The 18,815-nt window shown below is 64.3% G+C and carries 20 protein-coding genes and 1 pseudogene; 7 read left to right on the forward strand and 14 right to left on the reverse strand.

Annotation, left to right across the window (positions count from 1 at the left end):
• Positions 1-23: 23 nt before the first annotated feature.
• Positions 24-719 carry an endonuclease/exonuclease/phosphatase family protein gene (locus tag CJD35_RS10605; RefSeq protein ID WP_026002383.1) on the reverse strand — a complete coding sequence of 232 codons (696 nt, stop codon included), beginning with the start codon at positions 717-719 and terminating at the stop codon, positions 24-26.
• 89 nt (positions 720-808) lie between these two features.
• Here CJD35_RS10605 and radA point away from each other — a divergent pair, with 89 nt between their 5' ends.
• Together radA and CJD35_RS10615 are read left to right on the forward strand one after the other, a co-directional pair.
• Positions 809-2,176, forward strand: coding sequence for a DNA repair protein RadA (gene radA, locus CJD35_RS10610; protein ID WP_026002382.1), 1,368 nt, complete (start codon positions 809-811; stop codon positions 2,174-2,176).
• Between the two features lie 11 nt (positions 2,177-2,187).
• A complete protein-coding gene (locus CJD35_RS10615) occupies positions 2,188-2,700 on the forward strand; it encodes a CvpA family protein (RefSeq protein ID WP_017183128.1) in 513 nt (170 codons plus the stop codon).
• Positions 2,701-2,723: 23 nt separating this feature from the next.
• Here CJD35_RS10615 and CJD35_RS10620 read toward each other — a convergent pair whose 3' ends face one another.
• The 4 genes from CJD35_RS10620 to CJD35_RS10635 form a co-directional block, all read right to left on the reverse strand.
• Entirely contained in the window at positions 2,724-3,638 is a 915-nt protein-coding gene (locus tag CJD35_RS10620) for an NAD-dependent epimerase/dehydratase family protein (protein WP_017183127.1), read from the reverse strand.
• A gap of 4 nt (positions 3,639-3,642) precedes the next feature.
• The gene (proB, locus tag CJD35_RS10625) at positions 3,643-4,785 is read right to left on the reverse strand and encodes a glutamate 5-kinase (RefSeq protein WP_017183126.1); all 1,143 of its coding nucleotides are present in this window, start codon (positions 4,783-4,785) and stop codon (positions 3,643-3,645) included.
• Positions 4,786-4,882: 97 nt separating this feature from the next.
• Positions 4,883-5,983, reverse strand: coding sequence for a GTPase ObgE (gene obgE, locus CJD35_RS10630; RefSeq protein WP_017183125.1), 1,101 nt, complete (start codon positions 5,981-5,983; stop codon positions 4,883-4,885).
• A gap of 90 nt (positions 5,984-6,073) precedes the next feature.
• The gene (locus tag CJD35_RS10635) at positions 6,074-6,703 is read right to left on the reverse strand and encodes a TetR/AcrR family transcriptional regulator (RefSeq protein WP_026002381.1); all 630 of its coding nucleotides are present in this window, start codon (positions 6,701-6,703) and stop codon (positions 6,074-6,076) included.
• A 52-nt stretch (positions 6,704-6,755) separates the two neighbouring features.
• On the opposite strand from CJD35_RS10635, the gene CJD35_RS10640 reads away from it, so the two are divergent.
• Genes CJD35_RS10640 through CJD35_RS10650 form a run of 3 tightly spaced genes read left to right on the forward strand, consistent with a single transcriptional unit; the run spans position 6,756 to position 8,703 of the window.
• Positions 6,756-7,601, forward strand: a complete 846-nt coding sequence (locus tag CJD35_RS10640; protein ID WP_017183123.1) for a metal-dependent hydrolase — start codon at positions 6,756-6,758, stop codon at positions 7,599-7,601.
• Positions 7,602-7,633: 32 nt separating this feature from the next.
• Positions 7,634-8,164, forward strand: coding sequence for a GNAT family N-acetyltransferase (locus CJD35_RS10645; protein WP_017183122.1), 531 nt, complete (start codon positions 7,634-7,636; stop codon positions 8,162-8,164).
• Complete coding sequence (locus CJD35_RS10650; protein ID WP_017183121.1) at positions 8,161-8,703, forward strand: hypothetical protein; 543 nt, start codon at positions 8,161-8,163, stop codon at positions 8,701-8,703. Before CJD35_RS10645 ends, CJD35_RS10650 begins: the two co-directional genes overlap by 4 nt.
• Here CJD35_RS10650 and CJD35_RS10655 read toward each other — a convergent pair.
• From CJD35_RS10655 to rplU, 3 genes and pseudogenes are all read right to left on the reverse strand, one after another.
• Positions 8,690-9,264 (reverse strand): annotated as a pseudogene (locus CJD35_RS10655) (GNAT family N-acetyltransferase). The gene CJD35_RS10650 and the pseudogene CJD35_RS10655 sit on opposite strands and share 14 nt — an antisense overlap.
• A 272-nt stretch (positions 9,265-9,536) precedes the next feature.
• A complete protein-coding gene (gene rpmA, locus CJD35_RS10660) occupies positions 9,537-9,806 on the reverse strand; it encodes a 50S ribosomal protein L27 (protein ID WP_017183119.1) in 270 nt (89 codons plus the stop codon).
• Between the two features lie 32 nt (positions 9,807-9,838).
• Complete coding sequence (gene rplU / locus CJD35_RS10665; protein WP_017183118.1) at positions 9,839-10,204, reverse strand: 50S ribosomal protein L21; 366 nt, start codon at positions 10,202-10,204, stop codon at positions 9,839-9,841.
• Between the two features lie 189 nt (positions 10,205-10,393).
• Here rplU and CJD35_RS10670 point away from each other — a divergent pair, with 189 nt between their 5' ends.
• Both CJD35_RS10670 and ybaL read left to right on the forward strand, forming a co-directional pair.
• Complete coding sequence (locus tag CJD35_RS10670) at positions 10,394-10,786, forward strand: hypothetical protein (protein WP_017183117.1); 393 nt, start codon at positions 10,394-10,396, stop codon at positions 10,784-10,786.
• Between the two features lie 225 nt (positions 10,787-11,011).
• Complete coding sequence (gene ybaL, locus CJD35_RS10675) at positions 11,012-12,649, forward strand: YbaL family putative K(+) efflux transporter (RefSeq protein ID WP_017183115.1); 1,638 nt, start codon at positions 11,012-11,014, stop codon at positions 12,647-12,649.
• Here the strand turns inward: ybaL and CJD35_RS10680 are convergent.
• The 6 genes from CJD35_RS10680 to secE all read right to left on the reverse strand — a co-directional run bounded on the left by CJD35_RS10680 (position 12,646) and on the right by secE (position 18,694).
• Positions 12,646-14,184, reverse strand: coding sequence for a cryptochrome/photolyase family protein (locus CJD35_RS10680; RefSeq protein WP_086485428.1), 1,539 nt, complete (start codon positions 14,182-14,184; stop codon positions 12,646-12,648). The genes ybaL and CJD35_RS10680 overlap by 4 nt on opposite strands.
• A 265-nt stretch (positions 14,185-14,449) precedes the next feature.
• Positions 14,450-16,240 carry a DEAD/DEAH box helicase gene (locus tag CJD35_RS10685; protein WP_026002380.1) on the reverse strand — a complete coding sequence of 597 codons (1,791 nt, stop codon included), beginning with the start codon at positions 16,238-16,240 and terminating at the stop codon, positions 14,450-14,452.
• Positions 16,241-16,559: 319 nt separating this feature from the next.
• On the reverse strand, positions 16,560-17,258 hold the full coding sequence (rplA, locus tag CJD35_RS10690; RefSeq protein ID WP_017183112.1) for a 50S ribosomal protein L1: 699 nt from the start codon (positions 17,256-17,258) through the stop codon (positions 16,560-16,562).
• 4 nt (positions 17,259-17,262) lie between these two features.
• Entirely contained in the window at positions 17,263-17,694 is a 432-nt protein-coding gene (rplK, locus tag CJD35_RS10695) for a 50S ribosomal protein L11 (RefSeq protein WP_017183111.1), read from the reverse strand.
• A 217-nt stretch (positions 17,695-17,911) separates the two neighbouring features.
• Positions 17,912-18,448, reverse strand: coding sequence for a transcription termination/antitermination protein NusG (gene nusG, locus CJD35_RS10700; RefSeq protein ID WP_017183110.1), 537 nt, complete (start codon positions 18,446-18,448; stop codon positions 17,912-17,914).
• A gap of 39 nt (positions 18,449-18,487) precedes the next feature.
• Positions 18,488-18,694 carry a preprotein translocase subunit SecE gene (gene secE / locus CJD35_RS10705; RefSeq protein ID WP_017183109.1) on the reverse strand — a complete coding sequence of 69 codons (207 nt, stop codon included), beginning with the start codon at positions 18,692-18,694 and terminating at the stop codon, positions 18,488-18,490.
• Positions 18,695-18,815: the final 121 nt, after the last annotated feature.

Consider the following 18,815-nt stretch of genomic DNA (forward strand, 5'->3'; position numbering starts at 1 on the left):
GGAGACAGCTTGTCGAGGGGCTGTCAGGCGCGGAAATCGGCCCAGATCGGTAAATGGTCGGACGCCTTGCGCGACGAAGCGCTGTCATGGACGCCGCAGTCGGTCAGCGTCAGCCGGTTGCAATGCATGATCCGGTCGAGCCGCGCCACCGGACGGCGCGCATGGAAACTGCGTCCGCACGGCGCGAAACTATAATGATGCGCAAAGTCGGCCAGGCAGCCGCGATTGGCGCTCCATTCGTTAAGATCGCCCATCAGCACGGTGGGCATGGGCGCACCCTGTGCCGCCGCATTGATGACGGCTGCGGCCTGCCGCCGCCGCCACAGGCCCGACAGGTCCAGATGCATGCCGAACACGCGCAGCGACAGGCCGTTCAGCGTCACTTCCGCCATGGTCGCGCCGCGCGGTTCCAGATAGGGGAGATGCAGCACGTCGCTCAGGTCGATCTGTGCAGCCTTGCGCACCAGGAGGGCGTTGCCGTGCCAGCCCATCGAATCCACCTGCACGTCGAGCGGCACGGGCTTGTAATCGCTCAGGCGCTCCATCAGCACGGGCGGAATGGCCGCAGATCGCACGCCAAAGCGCCGGTCGGCTTCCTGTAGCGCGATGATGTCCGCGTCCACCTCGCCCAGCACCTCCAGCACCCGTTCGGGCATCCGCCGCCGGTCGGTGCCGATGGCCTTGCGGATATTGTAGCTGGCAACGCGGATTGTCTTCATTACCGCTTCAATGCCTGAGCCGCGATGATGTTTCCAGTCCATCACCGGATGTTCTTGCAATGTTCGCGCATGGTCGGCATATCTCCGCCATGGCCAAGGCAAAGCGGAAATTCGTCTGTCAGCAATGCGGCACAGTCTCGCCGCGGTGGCAGGGCCAGTGCGAGGATTGCGGCGAGTGGAACAGCATCGTCGAGGAAGCGCCGGAAACCGCGTTTTCGGCGCGGCACGACCTGCACGCTGGCGGACGGGCGATCACGCTGATCGGGCTGGACAGCAAGGTCGAGCTGCCGCCGCGCACCAGCACCGGCATTGCCGAGTTCGATCGGGCGTTGGGCGGCGGAATCGTGGCGGGATCGGCCACGCTGATCGGCGGCGATCCGGGCATCGGCAAATCGACCTTGTTGTTGCAGGCCGCGGCGCGGGTGGCGGCGCGCGGGCTGTCGGTCGTCTATATCAGTGGCGAGGAAGCGACCGATCAGGTGCGGCTGCGCGCGCAGCGGCTGGGCCTGGGGGGCGCGCCGGTGATGCTGGCGAGCGCCACGTCGGTGCGCGACATATTGACGACGCTGGGGGAGGGGGAGCCGCCCGCCTTGCTCATCATCGATTCGATCCAGACGATGCATAGCGATCTGATCGAGGGTGCGCCCGGCACGGTCAGCCAGGTGCGGGCATCGTCTCAGGAACTGATCCGCTTTGCCAAGCAGCGCAACAGTGCGCTCGTGCTGGTCGGCCATGTGACCAAGGATGGCAGCATCGCCGGGCCGCGCGTGCTGGAACATATGGTCGATACCGTGCTGGCGTTCGAGGGGGAGCGCAGCCACCAGTACCGCATCCTGCGCGCGATCAAGAACCGCTTTGGCGGCACGGACGAGATCGGCGTGTTCGCAATGGTGGCGGAGGGGCTGGAGGAAGTCGCCAACCCGTCCGCCTTGTTCCTGACCCATCGTGATGAGAGCGTGACCGGCGCGACCGTGTTCCCGGCGCTGGAAGGAACCCGGCCGGTGCTGGTAGAGATACAGGCGCTGGTCGTGCGCCTGTCGAGCGGGGCGACGCCACGCCGGGCCGTAGTAGGCTGGGACAGCGGTCGGCTGGCGATGGTGCTGGCGGTGCTGGAATCGCGCTGTGGCCTCAGCTTTTCGACCTGCGAAGTCTATCTGAACGTCGCGGGCGGCTATCGCCTGTCGGACCCGGCGGCGGACCTGGCGGTGGCAGCGGCGCTGGTCTCCGCCCTGTCGGAAAAGCCCGTTCCCGCCGACGTCGTGCTGTTCGGCGAAATCGCGCTGTCGAGTGAAATCCGGCCCGTCGCCCATGCGCCGCTGCGGCTGCGCGAATCGGCCAAGCTCGGGTTCAATCGCGCTTTCATCCCCGCCGCGGCGGCGGACGGGGTGAAGGGAATTGCGGTCAATGGCTTCCGCACGCTCGCGGGGCTGGTTGACCAGATGCTGGGCAGGGGATAGCCACGCTGGCGATGAACGCCGTTGATATTCTTGTCCTGCTCGCCATTGGCGGTTGCGCCATATTGGGCTTGCTGCGCGGTTTCGTGCTGGAAACCCTTTCGCTGATGGCGTGGGTGCTCGCGATCTTCGCCATTCGCCTGTTCCATGCCTCCGCCACCGAATTGCTCAGCGCCTTTGTCGGGACGACCAGCGGGGCCGCCGTGCTGGCGCTGGTACTGGTGTTCGGCGTTACCTTCGCAGCGGGCAAGATGGTCGCCCACGCCATTGGCCGCCGTACCCGCCAGTCCGTGCTGGGGCCGGTCGACCGGGTGCTGGGCGGCGGCTTTGGCGCGGTCAAGGGACTGATCGGCGCGACCCTGATCTTTCTGGCATTCAGTCTGGTCTATGACACCATGTATGGCAGCGGCGCGCGCCGCCCGGACTGGCTGTCCGACGCGCGCACCTTTCCGCTGCTCAATGCCAGCGGGCAGGCGATCAGCGAATTTCTGGCGGAACAGCGAGCGAAGAAGCCCGTCGAATCATAACGGTGAGGGTAAGGGGGGCGGACCTACACCCAGCCCTTGGCCCGATAAGCCTCCGCCGTCGCCTTCAACCCCGCCTCGGTCGGCACTTGCGGCATCCATAATTGCCGGGGGACATGCGCGCCGGTCGCGGCGACCCAGTCGGGATGGCAGAAATAATCGACCCGGTCAGGGGTCAGCTTCGCGCCCTTGCCCCGGATCATCCGGTCAGTCCGTGCCGCCACGCCCAGCAGCCATGCCGGAGTTGCCAGCGTCCGTACGGTGCGCCCCATCGCGCGGCCGATCGCTGCGCCAAAATCCTTGTGATCCCACCCGCCGACAGTGCCGTCGTCCGCCTCATAGATGTGCGTCAGGCTGATTTCCTGCTCGCCCGCCAGCGTCAGCAGCAGCCGGGCCAGATCGCCTACTTCGATCACCGAAAGGCGCCCGCCGGGCGGCAGCATCATGACGCCGCGCTTGGCCATGCGGAACAGTTCCAGCATCTCCCGATCATTGGGGCCATAAATGGCGGGCGGGCGCACAATCGTCCAGTCGAGGCCGCTGGCCTGTACATGGCGTTCGGCCAGCGCCTTGGACCAGCCATAGTCGGACAGGTCCGGTTCGCGCGCCGCCAGTGAAGAAACGTGGATCAACCGCCGCACGCCACGTTTGCGCATCGCGTCGATCACGGCGATGGTGCCGCGCGCATTGCCGACAGCGAAAGCCGCCCTGTCCGGCGCGTTCACCACGCCCGCGATATGCACCACGACATCGGCGTCGCGGACCAGCGTATCCAGCCCCGCGGCGTCCTCCAGCGATCCCGGCACCCATTTCAGCCGCGCGCGCGGCGGCTGTGCCTTGCGCGTCAGTGCGGTGACATGATGCCCCGCCGCCAACGCCTGATCCAACGTCTCCGTGCCGACGAAACCCGTCGCGCCGGTCATCGCAATCCGCAATGTCATGGCGTCAGACCATCGCCATATGGTCGCGATGGACCAGCACGGATCGTGGCAGATGGCCAAGCAGCACGGCAATATCCTCGCTGCGCTTGCCCGCGATCCGCGCCGCTTCCTCGCTGTCATATTCGCTCAGGCCGCGCGCGATCGTCCGGCCATCGGGGGTCATGATATCGACCACGTCGCCGCGCGCGAATACGCCTTCGACACTGGCGACACCGGCTGGCAACAGGCTGTTGCCCTGGCCCAGCGCCCGTTCCGCGCCCGCATCCACGATGATCCGCCCGCGCACGGTCAACCGCCCGGCAAGCCAGCCCTTGCGCGCACGTTTCGCTGGAGCGGCGAGGAAGATCGACCCCTTGCCACCAGTGGTCCAGTGCGACAGGGGCGCATCGACCTTGCCCGAAATGATGGCCAGATGGGCGCCCGCGCCGGTCGCGATCCTGGCCGCCTCGATCTTTGAGGTCATCCCGCCCGATCCCATGCCGGACGCGGAACCGCCATCGGCCATGGCAGCGATTCGCGCATCGATGCGTTCTATTGTCTCTATCAGCATCGCGTCCGCATCGACGTGCGGGTTGGCGGTGTAAAGCCCGTCGACGTCCGACAGCAGGACAACTGCGTCAGCCCGTGCCGCCTGTCCGATACGCGCCGCCAGCCGGTCATTATCGCCAAAGCGGATTTCGGCGGTAGCGACGCTGTCATTCTCGTTCACCACCGGCACGACGCCCAGCGTCATCAGCCGTTCGAGCGTAGCGGACGCATTGAGATAGCGGCGGCGATTTTCCAGGTCGTCGAGCGTCACCAGCATCTGCGCGGCAGTGATGCCGCATTCGTCCAGCAGGCTGGCCCAGCATTGCGACAGGGCGATCTGTCCGGTTGCCGCCGCTGCCTGCGCATCCTCCAGGCTGCCGCGTCCGCCCTTGGGCAATTTCAACCGGCGCGCGCCCAGCGCGATCGCGCCGGACGATACGATGATCACCTGCTGCCCCGCGCTTTTCCGCGCCGCGACATCGGCGACCAGCGTACGCAACCAGTCCACCCGCACCTGACCCGCCGGATCGACCAGCAGGGCAGAGCCGATCTTGATGACCAGACGGCGAATGAGGGCGGGGGGAAAGCCGGAGAGGGGGGGCATGGACACAGCTATCATTCCGTTCGCCCTGAGCTTGTCGAAGGGCCGTTCTTTCTTGAAGAGACGTGCAGGGCTTCGACAGGCTCAGCCCGAACGGGGGTGGGTTGGTTGACGCCTAGAGCGGCGACCATGGGCCTTCGCCTTCTTCATCCGCGCTGCCTTCAGCCTTCGCATCGTCCAGCGCCTGTCCCACGATCGGCAGGATCGAGTCGAGCAACGCTTCCACGCCCTCGCCAGTGCCCGCCGAGATGATGAACACATCTTCCACGCCTTCCTCGCGCAGCTGGCCGGCAATATCTTCCATCAGTTCGGGGCCAAGCAGGTCGCCCTTGTTGAGCGCGACGATCTGCGGCTTTTCGTCCAGCCCCTCGCCATAGGCGGCCAGTTCGTCCTGTACGATGTGGAAAGCCTCGATCGGATCGTCTCCGGTCGCGTCGATCAGATGGAGCAGCACGCGGCAGCGTTCGATATGGCCCAGGAAGCGGTCGCCAATCCCCACGCCCTCGGCCGCGCCGGCGATCAGGCCCGGAATGTCCGCCAGCACGAATTCGCGATTCTTGTGCAGCACCACGCCCAGTTGCGGCTTGGTGGTCGTAAAGGCATAGGAGCCAACCTTAGCCTTGGTATTGGTGACCTGATTGATCAGCGTCGATTTGCCCGCATTGGGCATGCCGACAAGGCCGACATCGGCCAGCAGCTTGAGCCGCAGCCACACCCACATTTCCTGGCCCGGCCAGCCCGTGCCATGCTGGCGCGGCGCGCGGTTGGTGCTGGTCTTGTAGGACATGTTGCCCCGGCCGCCATCGCCGCCGCGCAGGAAGGTGATGCGCTGTCCCACTTCGGTGAAGTCGGCCAGCACTTCCTGATCCTCATAATCGGGAATGCCGTCCTCATCCTCGCTGCCCTCGATCGGTTTGGGATCGGACAATATCTGGGTGCCGACCGGCACTTTGATCACCAGATCCTTGCCGCCCGCGCCATAGCGATTCTTGCCCATGCCGGGCGTGCCGCGCTGCGCCTTGAAATGCTGGGTGTAGCGAAAGTCTATGAGGGTGTTGAGGCCCTGCACCGCTTCAAAGATGATGTCGCCGCCCTTGCCACCATTGCCGCCATCCGGGCCGCCATATTCTTCATATTTTTCGCGCCGGAAACTGACCGCGCCGGGGCCGCCCCAGCCGGATTTGATAAAGATTTTTGCTTGATCGAGAAAATGCATGGGGCGCCCATAGAGCATTCTGAACTCTGCTGGAACAGCCGAGCGCTCGCGGAATGCGGAAAATGAGAAATAGCGTGCAATCGCACAAGGTTAAACCTTGGCTTGCGCCGCTTCGGTCGCGGCAAAGGCGGCAGCTTCGGCCATGAGCGCAGCGACCAGGCTGCGCGTGGCGATCTCGCGCGCCTTTTCGCGCGGCAGGCCCAGCGACGCCGCCATCGGCCCGCCCATCTGCGAATCGCCCAGCGCCAGCAGAACCAGCATCAGCGTATTGTCGCGGATTACATCGCCCAGGTCCGGGGTCAGCGCGGTGGCGACCAGCTTGTCGACCAGCCGGTGGATCGCCTCCACCACAGGGTCGAGCGCATCCTCATTGCCTGACGCCAGCATCCAACTGGCCAGCGCGCCCGCGCCGCCCGCGTCGAACGCATCGAACGTCATGTCGACGATCAGGCGGGGGGCGACTTCGCCGCGCCGCATGGCGTCCACCGCTTTGCCGATCGTCGCGGTGATCGTTTCGCCCAGATGCGCTGCCAGCGCCTTTTGCAAGCCCGCGGCCGACCCGAAATGATGGAGAAGATTGGCATGGGTCCGTCCGATCCGCGCTGCCACGGCCTTGAGCGTCACGGCTTGCGGTCCGGCCTCGATCAGCAGCATGCGCGCCGCTTCCACGGCCGCGTGACGGCTTTCATCGGGGCTGAGGCGGGCACGTTTTATTGACATTAGTGTAAGCAACTCGTATTTACATTCATGTAAGTAGTGAAGAGATGTCCCCATGACCCCGACTGACTTGACCATCACGCCGCGCGACCGCCGTTTCGGGCGCGGGCAAGGGTCCGCCCGACATTGGCTGAATGGCGATCCGATCGCCACGGCTTTCTTCAACGCCCTGTCGATCACCTTTCCGCGCGGCGAAGCCTATTTCATCGACAGTGTCCGGGCTTTTCGCGAAGGCGTGCCTGATCGGCTGGCGCAGGAGATCGCGGCCTTCACCAGGCAGGAAGTGGTCCATAGCCGCGAGCATTTGGCCTTCAACCGGCAAGTGACGGACAATGGCTATGACGTGTCGCTGCTCGACGCCGACGTGGTTCGGTTGCTGGACCTTGCCCGGCAGCGGCCGCCGATCATCAGCCTGGCCGCGACCATGGCGCTGGAACATTTTACCGCCATCCTGGCCCATGAACTGCTGCGCGATCCGCGCTACCTGGTCGGGGCAGAGCCGGAAGCGGCCGCGATGTGGCGCTGGCACGCGATCGAGGAGATCGAGCATAAGGGGGCGGCGCATGACACATGGATGCATGCGACCCGCAACTGGAGCAGGGCGAAACGCTGGCGCGTCAAGACGCTGATGATGCTGATCGTGACCAGGCATTTCCTGCACCATCGTGCGCGCGGGATGATGGAGTTGTTGCGGCAGGACGGGATTACAAATGTGCGCGCATGGGGCGGGCTGCTGCACTATGCTCTGGTGCGGCCCGGCATATTGCGGCGCGTGGCACGACCCTGGATGAGCTATTTTCTTCCCGGTTTTCATCCATGGCGGGTGGACGACCGGGCATTGATCGCGCTGGCCGACAGCGCCTATGCCGATGCGCGGATGGCGGCGCCCGCCACGGCTTGACCGGCGGGGCGAGGTGCGGTCTTATCGCGGCCATGCTCCATCCCCCGACGCTCCAAACCGACCGGCTGATCCTGCGTCCGCACGGCGTTGCGGACTATCCCGCCTGTTGCGCGCTGTGGGCCGACGCCGATGTCGTGCGCCATATCGGCGGATCGCCGCAGGATGCGCAGGCGGTGTGGTTCCGCCTGCTGCGCTATGCGGGCATGTGGTCGCTGCTGGGCTATGGCATGTGGGTGATGGAGGACCGGGCGACCGGCACGCTGATCGGGGAGGCGGGATTGCTGAGCGCCGCACGCGGTTTGCCTGAACTGGAGGGCGTGCCCGAAGCCGGCTGGGTGCTGGGACCGCAGGCCTGGGGGCGGGGATTGGCGACCGAGGCGATGACGGCAGTGCTGGGCTGGGCGGACGCCAATCTGGACGCGGCCAAGATCCGCTGCATCATCGGACCCGATAATGGCGCGTCAATCAAGGTCGCGGGAAAGCTGGGCTTTGCCGAATTTGGCGATGCGATGCTGGCGGGCAAGGCGATCAGGCTGTTCGATCGGCGGAGACTGTTGGCATGATCGGCTGGTCCGTGCCTGTAATGGCTATCGTCGCTGCGCCCGTGATCGGAGAGGTGGATCGAGCGGCCATCGCTTCCCGCGTTGTCGAGTTCAACGCTATGATGAATGACGGGCGCATCGCTGACAGCCTGGACTTTCTTCCGCCCCGCCTGATCCGTAGCATCGCGCATCGCTTTGGCGTGCCAGAAAGCGAAGTGAAGCTTTTGGTCGGCAAGCAGATTGCCGATGCCGTGGCGGGCGTACGCTTCCTCTCCTTCACCATGAATATGCAGGCCGCGACAGTTAACACGACGCCAGATCGACAGCGTGCCTATATGCTCATCCCAACAGAGAGTCAGATCGCTATTCCTGATGTAGGGACACTGCGTAGCCAGACGAGTACGCTGGCGTTACAGGATGAAGGCCAATGGTATCTGATCCGCATCGACAGCGCGCAGCAAGTTGCCCTGCTGCGCGCCGCGTATCCTGAATTTACGGGCGTCGATTTTCCGTCCGGGTCGTCGACGATGATCGAACGACCGGAGCTTACGCCGCCATAGCAGGCATGGCGTCAGCGTACAGATCCATCGCCGGGTCATCGCCCCGTCGGGCCACGCCGCCTTCTTCCAGGATCAGGCAGGGCGCAGTGTCGCCGCGCGCCGGGCTGAAACGGGGTTCGACGCGGCCAGTCTGGCGAAAGCCCAGCTTGCGCAGGACATTGCCCGACGCGCCATTGTCGGCGAAATGGACGGCACGGATGCCACTGACGCCATTGGCGCGCGCCATGCGCAGCACGGCCTGTGCGGCTTCCGTCGCGAAACCCAGCCCCCAATAGGGGCGGGCGATCCAGTAACCCAGCTCATGGCCGCCATCGTCGGCGCGGGTGATGCCGCAGCCGCCGACCAGGCGCGGCGCGCCGTGGGTGCGGGTGAAGGCAAGCAGGCTGGGCAGATGCACGTCCTGCGGCCTTTCCAGAAACGCCAGCGCGTCTTCCAGGCCATAGGGGCTGGGCACGCGCGTCAGGTTACGCAGGACGGCAGGGTCGCCAATGGCCTGGGCCAGGGCAGGGGCATCTTCCATCCAGCCCGGACGCAGGAGCAGGCGGGGGTACGGGCGAACATTCTCGTCTCTCCTCTTTGTCGGCGCCGATAGCCGCCAATGATGACGGCTTGACGACGGCGTGGGTTCATGGACTGGCCCCGCCCGCATGACGCGCGAGAAGGGCTTAAGTTCCAAGGACTTGAGGGAAAGTGGAGGGGAGGCCCGCAACAATGAAAAAGGGGCGCTCCTTGTGGAAGGAGCGCCCCTTTTTCCCTCGAAAACCGACAGTGCCTATTGGCCCTGTCGGGAGGATCGCCCCTTTGCGGAGGGACGATCCGTCATCGATCGTCCGTTATTCAGCGGCCTGTGCGACGGCGTCTACCGACACATATTTGCGGCCCTGCTTGCCAGCGTGGAATACCACGCGGCCTTCGCCCAGTGCGAACAGCGTGTGGTCCTTACCCATGCCGACGTTGCGGCCGGGATAGACGCGGGTGCCGCGCTGGCGAATGATGATGTTGCCGCCGATCACTTCCTGACCGCCGAACTTCTTGACGCCAAGGCGCTTCGATTCCGAATCACGACCGTTGCGCGACGAACCGCCAGCTTTCTTATGTGCCATTGTCTAAACTCCTAATTCTAGTCGCGAAGCGATCAGGCTTCGGCAGCGGCAGGGGCCGCGTCTTCGGTCTTGGCAGCGGCCTTCTTGGCCTTCTTCGCTTCGCTGCCGATCGAAACGATCCGCAGGATCGTGTGACGCTGACGGTGGCCGTTCTTGCGGCGATAATTGTGGCGGCGGCGCTTCTTGAAGACGATGACCTTCTCGCCCTTCGCCTGCGCGATGATCTCGGCTGCGACGGTCAGACCGGCCACATCCTTCAGATCGCCGCCTTCACCGGCCAGCAGGACGTCGTCCAGCGTGATCTTGTCGCCGGCCTCACCGGCCATCTTTTCGACGACGATCTTGTCTCCGGCGGCGACGCGATATTGCTTGCCGCCCGTGCGCACGATAGCGAACATGGCTTGTCTCTTCTCGTTCAAATCTGCTTTACGCAGATCACCAAAGACATGAAGCCTTAGCCGACCCGCGCGGGAATGTGGCCCGGTAGTGGAATGACTCGGACCTGTCAACCACGATAGGCTGGTTCGAGGGGTGGTTTTCGACCTGCCTTGCCCTATCTATAGCAGGATAAAGGGATAGTGACACACATGAAGCGCATTGCAACGGACAGTGGAGCATCGGCGGGCCAGCGCCTGTCGGTCGTCGCTGCCGTGTGTACGCTGATTGTGGTCATCCTGCTCTCCGCGCTTGCGCCGCTTGGGCCTCCGCTCAGCCGGGTCGCGGGTTCCGCCTTCAATCCCGCGACGATCGATGTCGTGATCAAGGCACGCGCGCCGCTGGCCCCGCAGGCAGTGCAGGCCACGCAACCGGACGGCGAAGGTCCGTCGGTCCCGCTGCTGTTGCTGGCGGCGTTTGCCGCCGCTTTTGTGATCCTGTGGCGGCAATCTGCTGCCCCCGCCTTCGCCCCTGTCGGGGAAAGAGCGCGATCAAGCTTCCACTCCAACGATAGACGCGCCCGCGCTCCGCCCGCCAGTTCCTGACGAATCGAGTCCCGGCCCGCCTGTGCGGGCCTTCGTTCGGAACAAGGAGCTTCGCTCATGCCCCGCAAACGCCCGCCCTGGTGGTTCATGCCGGCCGTCATGGTCGCGCTGGCCATTGCCGCTGCCGCGCTATCGCTAGCCATGCTGCCCATCGCCCAGGGATAGGTCGCCCGGCTGGCCGCGCCTGTCATGCGCGTGGCCGCCGTGCAGAATAGAAAGCCTGCTATGCCCCATCACACGCCCCTGATCGGCACGATTGTCGCCGGTCTCGTTGTTGCCTTCATCATGGGGGCGATCGCGCATCGCCTCAAACTCTCGCCGCTCGTCGGTTATCTTGTCGCCGGGATCATGGTTGGTCCCTTCACCCCCGGTTTCGTTGCCGACACTGCGCTGGCCAACGAACTGGCCGAAATCGGGGTCATCCTGCTGATGTTCGGGGTAGGACTGCATTTTTCGCTCAAAGACCTGCTGTCGGTCAAGAATATCGCCATCCCCGGCGCACTGGTGCAGATTGCAGTCGCGACCGGCCTTGGCATGGCGTTGGCGCATGTCATGGGCTGGCCGCTGATGGGGGGCATCGTCTTTGGCCTTGCCCTGTCGGTCGCCAGTACCGTCGTACTGCTGCGGGCGTTACAGGGCGCCGATCTGGTCGAGACGCGGCGGGGCCGCATCGCGATCGGCTGGCTGATCGTCGAGGATCTGGTGATGGTCCTGGCGCTGGTCCTGCTGCCCGCACTCGCCACCGTCATCAACGACGCCAATGCAGGGGCAGGGGCAGGCGCCCTGATCGCGCCGCTGGTCGGTACCCTGCTCAAGGTTGCGGGCTTCGTGGCCCTGATGCTGGTGGTGGGGCGACGGGTGATCCCCTGGGCGTTGCACTGGGTGGTGCATACCGGATCGCGCGAACTGTTCCGGCTTGCGGTTCTGGCCATCGCGCTGGGCGTGGCGTTCGGCGCGGCCTATGCGTTCGACGTCTCCTTCGCGCTCGGCGCATTCTTCGCGGGCATGATTTTGGGCGAAACGCCGCTCAGCCGCCGCGCGACCGAGGAGACGCTGCCTCTGCGCGACGCATTTGCGGTGCTGTTCTTCGTATCGGTCGGCATGTTGTTCAATCCGGCGGTGCTGGTGGAACAGCCGCTGCCGCTGCTGGCCACCGTGGCGATCATCATCGTGGGCAAATCGATCGCCGCCTATGCCATTGTCCGACTTTTCGGCAAGCCAGCCGACACCGCCATGACCATCGCGATCAGCCTGGCGCAGATCGGCGAATTTTCCTTCATCCTCGCCACGCTGGGGACGGGACTTGGCGTCCTGCCTGCCGATGCGCGCGATTTGATCCTGGCGGGCGCCATCGTCTCGATCTTCCTCAACCCCATCCTCTTCTCGCTGGCCGTGCGTGGCCGCAAGCAGGACGAGGTGGATGCAGAAGCCGCCCGCGTCGCGGCGGAGCGCCCGCCGGTGGGGCATGTCGTGCTGGTAGGCTATGGCCGCGTCGGCAAGCTGATCGCCACCCGCCTGACCGAGCGATCCGTGCCGTTCGTCGTGATCGAGGGCGATGGCGCGAAAGCCGAGGATGCCCAATCCGCCGGCCTGTCCGTGGTACGCGGCAGCGCGCTGGAGGACCGGCACCTTACAAAGGCGGGAGTTAAAAAGGCGCATCATCTGCTGATTGCCGTGCCGGAAGGTTTCGAGGGCGGGGCGATTTTTGAACATGCGATCCGCTTGAACCCCAACCTGGCCGTCGTCGCCCGCGCGCACAGCGACGCGGAGGTCGACTATCTGGAGAAACTGGGCGTGCCGCAAATCGTGATGGGGGAACGGGAACTGGCGGGCCGCATGCTCAGCCTGTGCGGAGCCAATTAATCGAGAGACGTCAGAAACCGCGCGGCCTGATCCCGGATCGCCGCGCGGTCGGGCTGCGCCATCTTCGCCCAGTTGCGATAGGGCATGGCCAGCCGCATATTGCCACCCAGCAGCTTTTCATTACGGGCCAGGAAATCCCAATAAAGGGCGTTGAACGGACACGCATCCTCGCCCACCCGCTGCTTCACGTCATAGCGGCAGGATTTGCAGTAATCCGACATGCGGTTGATATAGGCGCCGCTCGCGGCATAGGGCTTTGACCCCAGCAGGCCGCCATCGGCAAACTGGCTCATCCCCAGCGTGTTGGGCAGTTCGACCCATTCATAGGCGTCCGCATAGACTTCCAGATACCAGACATGAACCTGGTGCGGATCGATCCCGGCCAGCAGCGCGAAATTGCCAGTGATCATCAGTCGCTGGATATGGTGGGCATAGGCATGGTCGATGGTCTGGCCGATGGCCTGCGCCATACAATGCATGTCGGTTTCGCCGGTCCAGTAGAAGCCGGGCAGGGGCCGTGTCGCCCCCAGCGCGTTACGCTGCGCATAGTCCGGCCCTTCGTGCCAATAGATGCCACGCACATATTCGCGCCAGCCGATGATCTGGCGGATGAAGCCCTCCGTTGCGTTCAACGGCACCTTGCCCGCCCGATAGCGCGCCTCGACCGCCTGGCAGAGTGCCAGCGGATCGAGCAGCCCGGCGTTGATATAGGGCGACAGGATCGAGTGCCACAGGAACGGCTCGTCCGTCAGCATCGCGTCCTGATAGTCGCCAAAGCGCGGCAATGCCTCGTCCAGAAAGCGGCGCTGCTGGCGCATCGCTTCCTCATGCGTCACAGCGAAATGGAAATGGTCAAGGCTGCCGATATGATCGGCAAAGCGATCCGCAACCAGCGCCAGCACATCTTGCGTCACCGCGTCAGACCGGAACCGGACGGGCTGCGGCATCAACAGGTCGCGCCCCGGCGGTGGCTTGCGATTTTCCGCATCATAATTCCATTCGCCACCCTCCGGATTGCCCGCGCTTGTCATCAACAGTCCGGTTTTTCGCCGCATGTCGCGATAGAAAAACTCCATCCGCAACTGCTTGCGCGCCGCCGCCCAACTGTCGAATTCCGCATGGGAACAGAGGAAGCGGTCATCCTCATGGATCGTGACCGGCAGCCCGAAACGCAGTTCCCAATCTTCCAGCATCGCGCGCACCCGCCATTCACCTGCTTCCGTCACGTGAATGGCGACGGGGTGATGCCGCGCGATGGCACGCGCAACCTCGGCAGTGAAGCTGCCGCTATTGGCCGGATCGTCGAGTTTCACATAATCGACTGTCCACCCCAGCGCGCGCAGCCGATCGGCATGGTGACGCATGGCGGACAGGATGAAGGCGATCTTCGCCTTGTGATGGCGGACATAGCGGGTCTCATCCGCTACCTCCATCATCAGCACGACGCTGCGTGCCTTGTCGGCGTGCCGCAGCGCGGCGATGTCGGGCGTCAACTGGTCGCCCAGCACCGGAATGAGAAAGGGGCCGTCGGTCATGCTTCATAGCAATGACCGACGGCCCCTTTGGCTCCTAGCTGTTCTAAAGGGTGCTGGTTTACATCAACACCGTTCGTCCTGAGTAGCCATTGAGCGAAGTCGAAATGGCGTATCGAAGGATGCGTATGCGCACGATGCTTCGATACTTGAACAGGTGAACCATCCCCCGGATGGTTCAGGATCGTCCGGGGGACGATCCGACCTGTTCAACTTCGACAAGCTCAGTCTCTACTCAGCACGAACGGATGTGTAAGTATCTTGCAACTTACCCCCGGCTGCGCGGCGGCCCCTTGCGCGGGCCGCCTGCGCCCGCGCCCTTGAACGGGCGTGGGCTATGCGGCGCTGCGCCGCCACGCGAAAAATTGCCGGGACCGCCGCGGGGCGGACCGCTGCGGTTGGGGCGGTCGCCATTGGCAGGGCGCAACTGCTTGCGCTTTTCGCGCGCTTCCTCGCGCGGGGCGCCATCGACCGGATCGAACAGCACGTCCGCGCCCTCGTCACCCGCTTCGCCGGTGCGACGAACGGCGGCCAGGAATTTGGACGCGATCGCCTTGGGAATTTCGAACATCGTGTCGTTGGTGGTGATGCGGATTGCGCCGATGTCACCGCGCGACACATGGCCGCGACGGCAGATCAGCGGCAGGATCCAGCGCGGATCGGCATTCTGGCGGCGACCGATATTGATGCGGAACCACTGGGTATCCTCAAAACCGGGACGTGGCCCGTCGCGGCGGGCGGGCGCTTCGCTGCCGTCCAGCAGCTCTTCGGGCGCAGGCAGCGCGGCGCGGGCAGACCGCACCAGCATGGCCGCGATTTCCTTGGCGCTCTTGGCTTCCAGCAGTTCGCCGCCCAGTGCCCAGTCGGACTCTTCCAGTTCCATCGGCTCCAGCAGGCGCGCGCGCAGCCGTTCGGCATCCTGCGCGGCGATCGCTTCCTTGGTGGGGGCGGACGTCCATTCGACGGGAATTTTCGCGCCCTTCAGCATCCCTTCTACCCGGCGACGGCGTGGATAGGGGACGATCAGGACGGCGGTGCCCTTCTTGCCCGCGCGGCCGGTACGACCGGAGCGATGCTGCATGGTCTCGACGTCACGCGGGATTTCGACATGCACCACCAGCGTCAGCGTGGGCAGGTCGATGCCGCGCGCGGCCACGTCGGTCGCCACGCACACGCGCGCTCGCTTGTCGCGCAGCGCTTGCAGCGCATGGTTGCGCTCATTCTGGCTATGTTCGCCCGACAGCGCGACGGCGGCAAAGCCACGCTCGGTCAGGCTGGCGTGGAGATGGCGGACATTGTCGCGCGTGGCGCAGAACAGGATCGCCGTCTCCGCTTCATGGAAGCGCAGCAAGTTGACCACGGCATTTTCAATGTCGGCGGGCGCGACGGTCATCGCCTGATAGCTGATGTCGCCATGGCCGCGATCATTGCCGGCGGACTGGATCTGGAACGCATCCTTCTGATAGCGGCGGGCCAGCGCCACGATCGGCTTGGGCATGGTCGCCGAAAACAGCAGGGTGCGGCGGCCATCAGGGGTGGCGTCGAGAATACCCTCCAGATCTTCGCGAAAGCCCATGTCGAGCATTTCGTCGGCCTCGTCCAGCACGGCGGTTTTCAGCGCCGACAGGTCGAGCGCGCCGCGTTCCAGATGGTCGCGCAGGCGGCCCGGCGTGCCCACGACGATATGCGCGCCCTGCGCCAGCGCCTTGCGCTCGCGAGCGGCGTCCATGCCGCCAACGCAGGTGGCGATGCGCGCCCGCGCTCCAGCGTAGAGCCATTCCAGTTCGCGGCTGACCTGCAATGCCAGTTCGCGCGTCGGCGCGATGACCAGCGCCAGCGGCCAGGCGGGCGGGGGCAGGCGGCCTTCCTCGTTCAGCAATTCGCCCGCCATGGCCAGGCCAAAGGCGACGGTCTTGCCCGACCCGGTCTTGGCCGACACGATCATGTCGCGGCCAATCGCTTCGGGTTCGATGACCGACGCCTGCACTTCGGTCAGGTTTTCATACCCCTTCGTCGTGAGCGCCTGCGCCAGGATGGGGGGGAGAGTTTCAAATGCCATATTGTTGTATTCCATCGGATAATAGCGACCCGCCATATACCGACGGATACCAAAAGACCTGTTCCTTCCGCCCGTTCAATCGGACGCCCGAAGCGCAAGGTCGCACGCTTCGGTTTCATACCATCCTCCCCTGCAAGGGGAGGTGGCAGGGCGAAGCCCTGACGGAGGGGTGTCCCCCTCTCGATAGGGTGATACCCCTCCACCACCGCTATGCGGCGGTCCCCCTCCCCTTGCAGGGGAGGATGAACATAAAAACAGGAAAGCCTCCTTCCCCATTTCGCGAGGAAGGAGGCTTGCCTGATTGTCTATAACGCAAAAATCAGACTGCGGCGACTTCCGCCACATCGACCTTCACGCCCGGACCCATCGAGGAGGACAGGGCGATCTTGCGCACATATTTGCCCTTCGAACCGGTCGGCTTCGCCTTGACGATCGCATCGACGAACGCGTCGAAATTCTTGCGCAGGTCTTCGGCGGTGAAGCTCGACTTGCCCAGGCCCGCATGGATGATACCGGCCTTTTCGACGCGGAATTCGATCTGACCACCCTTGGCGGCCTTCACGGCTTCGGCGACGTTCGGGGTCACGGTGCCCAGCTTGGGGTTGGGCATCAGGCCCTTGGGGCCCAGAACCTTACCCAGGCGACCGACCAGGCCCATCATGTCCGGCGTCGCGATGACGCGCTGGAAGTCGATGTTGCCGGCCTGGATCGATTCCAGCAGGTCTTCTGCACCCACGATGTCGGCGCCGGCGTCGAGCGCCTGCTGAGCCTTGTCGTTACGGGCGAACACGGCGACGCGAACGTCCTTGCCGGTGCCTGCGGGCAGGGTGACGACGCCACGGACCATCTGGTCAGCGTGACGGGGATCGACGCCCAGATTGATCGCGATTTCGACGCTTTCGTCGAACTTGGCGGTCGCGTGGGTCTTGATCAGGCCCAGCGCTTCGTCAACGCCGTGCAGCTTGTTCTTGTCGATCGCGGCGGCGAGAGCCTTCGCCTTCTTGGTCTGCTTTGCCATGGTCTTAGCCCTCCACCACGTCGAGGCCCATCGCGCGCGCGGAGCCTTCGATAATCTTCGTTGCTGCGTCGATGTCGTTCGCGTTCAGGTCAACCATCTTGGCCTGGGCGATTTCGGCGAGCTGGGCGCGGGTGATCTTGCCAGCGACGACCTTGCCCGGTTCCTTGGAACCCGACTTCAGGTTGATCGCCTTCTTGATCAGGAAGGTCGCAGGCGGCTGCTTCGTGGTGAAGGTGAAGCTGCGGTCGGCATAGACGGTGATGATCGTCGGCAGGGGCGTGCCCTTGTCGACATTGGCCGTCTGCGCGTTGAACGCCTTGCAGAATTCCATGATGTTCACGCCGCGCTGACCCAGGGCCGGGCCGATCGGCGGTGCAGGCTTGGCGTCTCCAGCGGGCACCTGGAGCTTGATATAGCCCGTAATTTTCTTGGCCATTATGACTCACTCTGTTGCTGGGCGGACCCGAAAGCCACGCCCGGTTCAAGTTTAGCGGTGCTAACGAAGGCGAAGCCTCCTCCCGCGCTTATTCCCGGTCGCCCGGAAATTCTGTTTGCCCCGTCATGCCGGACTTGATCCGGCACCCAGGGCGAAATCATGCGACGTCACGCCCAGACGCCCTGGATCCCGGCCTTCGCCGGGACACGAGCTTTCCTTATTTGGAAAGCTCTACCTGCTCGAAATCCAGTTCCACAGGCGTGGCGCGACCGAAGATCGACACCGACACCTTGACCCGGTTCTTTTCGAAATCCAGTTCCTCGACCGTGCCGTTGAAGCTGGCGAAGGGACCGTCCAATACCTTGACCGCATCGCCGATTTCGTAATCGACGCTGACCTTGTGCTTGGGCGCGGCCTCGGCTTCCTTGCGGGCGCCGAAATAGCGTGCGGCTTCCGATTCGCTGATCGGCTGCGGCTTGCCCATCGAACCCAGGAAACCCGTCACCTTGGGCGTGTTCTTGATCAGGTGATAGATGTCGTCGTTCATCGCCAGCTTGGCCAGAACATAGCCGGGCATGAACTTGCGCTCGACCTGCACCTTCTTGCCGCGCTTCACTTCGGTCACGGTTTCAACAGGCACTTCGACCTGTTCGACCAGCTGGGAAAGGCCCATGCGCTCGGCTTCGGACAGGATCGATTCCTTGACCTTGTTCTCGAAGCCCGAATAGGCGTGGATGATGTACCAGCGCGCCATGTTACCGTTTCAAACTCCCAAAAACCAAGGCGGTCATGCTCAGGCCCGACCCGCCGCGAGGCTCAGCAGCCACTGGACGATCGCGCCGAAAAAAGTGTCGATGCCAAAGAAGAACAGGCCCAGCATCGTCGTCATGATGACGACCATCACGCCGGTCATGATCGTTTCGCGACCCGTGGGCCACACGATCTTCGACGCTTCGGTCCGCACCTGATTGACGAATTCGCCGGGGGAAACCTTCGCCATCGCCTGCCTCAAACCCTTTGCACAAACACCAAAACGCGAAGCAATAGTCCGCCCTCCCGATCCCGCCCATATCGGCGTCCGGGGGATGCGGCCGCATAGCTTCGCGACACAATTTCGACGG

This window comes from Sphingobium xenophagum (assembly GCF_002288285.1).
Lineage (GTDB): Bacteria > Pseudomonadota > Alphaproteobacteria > Sphingomonadales > Sphingomonadaceae > Sphingobium > Sphingobium xenophagum.

Excerpts from the sequence above, each read along its gene's own strand:
- rplU (WP_017183118.1), bottom strand. The coding sequence starts at position 10,204 with ATGTTCGCTATCGTGCGCACGGGCGGCAAGCAATATCGCGTCGCCGCC.
- proB (WP_017183126.1), bottom strand. The coding sequence starts at position 4,785 with ATGATAGCTGTGTCCATGCCCCCCCTCTCCGGCTTTCCCCCCGCCCTC.
- secE (WP_017183109.1), bottom strand. The coding sequence starts at position 18,694 with ATGGCGAAGGTTTCCCCCGGCGAATTCGTCAATCAGGTGCGGACCGAA.
- CJD35_RS10620 (WP_017183127.1), bottom strand. The coding sequence starts at position 3,638 with ATGACATTGCGGATTGCGATGACCGGCGCGACGGGTTTCGTCGGCACG.
- CJD35_RS10680 (WP_086485428.1), bottom strand. The coding sequence starts at position 14,184 with ATGACCGACGGCCCCTTTCTCATTCCGGTGCTGGGCGACCAGTTGACG.
- CJD35_RS10650 (WP_017183121.1), top strand. The coding sequence starts at position 8,161 with ATGATCGGCTGGTCCGTGCCTGTAATGGCTATCGTCGCTGCGCCCGTG.
- CJD35_RS10635 (WP_026002381.1), bottom strand. The coding sequence starts at position 6,703 with ATGTCAATAAAACGTGCCCGCCTCAGCCCCGATGAAAGCCGTCACGCG.
- CJD35_RS10685 (WP_026002380.1), bottom strand. The coding sequence starts at position 16,240 with ATGGCATTTGAAACTCTCCCCCCCATCCTGGCGCAGGCGCTCACGACG.
- CJD35_RS10640 (WP_017183123.1), top strand. The coding sequence starts at position 6,756 with ATGACCCCGACTGACTTGACCATCACGCCGCGCGACCGCCGTTTCGGG.
- rpmA (WP_017183119.1), bottom strand. The coding sequence starts at position 9,806 with ATGGCACATAAGAAAGCTGGCGGTTCGTCGCGCAACGGTCGTGATTCG.
- CJD35_RS10605 (WP_026002383.1), bottom strand. The coding sequence starts at position 719 with ATGAAGACAATCCGCGTTGCCAGCTACAATATCCGCAAGGCCATCGGC.
- rplA (WP_017183112.1), bottom strand. The coding sequence starts at position 17,258 with ATGGCAAAGCAGACCAAGAAGGCGAAGGCTCTCGCCGCCGCGATCGAC.
- CJD35_RS10645 (WP_017183122.1), top strand. The coding sequence starts at position 7,634 with ATGCTCCATCCCCCGACGCTCCAAACCGACCGGCTGATCCTGCGTCCG.
- ybaL (WP_017183115.1), top strand. The coding sequence starts at position 11,012 with ATGCCCCATCACACGCCCCTGATCGGCACGATTGTCGCCGGTCTCGTT.
- CJD35_RS10670 (WP_017183117.1), top strand. The coding sequence starts at position 10,394 with ATGAAGCGCATTGCAACGGACAGTGGAGCATCGGCGGGCCAGCGCCTG.
- radA (WP_026002382.1), top strand. The coding sequence starts at position 809 with ATGGCCAAGGCAAAGCGGAAATTCGTCTGTCAGCAATGCGGCACAGTC.
- CJD35_RS10615 (WP_017183128.1), top strand. The coding sequence starts at position 2,188 with ATGAACGCCGTTGATATTCTTGTCCTGCTCGCCATTGGCGGTTGCGCC.
- obgE (WP_017183125.1), bottom strand. The coding sequence starts at position 5,983 with ATGCATTTTCTCGATCAAGCAAAAATCTTTATCAAATCCGGCTGGGGC.
- rplK (WP_017183111.1), bottom strand. The coding sequence starts at position 17,694 with ATGGCCAAGAAAATTACGGGCTATATCAAGCTCCAGGTGCCCGCTGGA.
- nusG (WP_017183110.1), bottom strand. The coding sequence starts at position 18,448 with ATGGCGCGCTGGTACATCATCCACGCCTATTCGGGCTTCGAGAACAAG.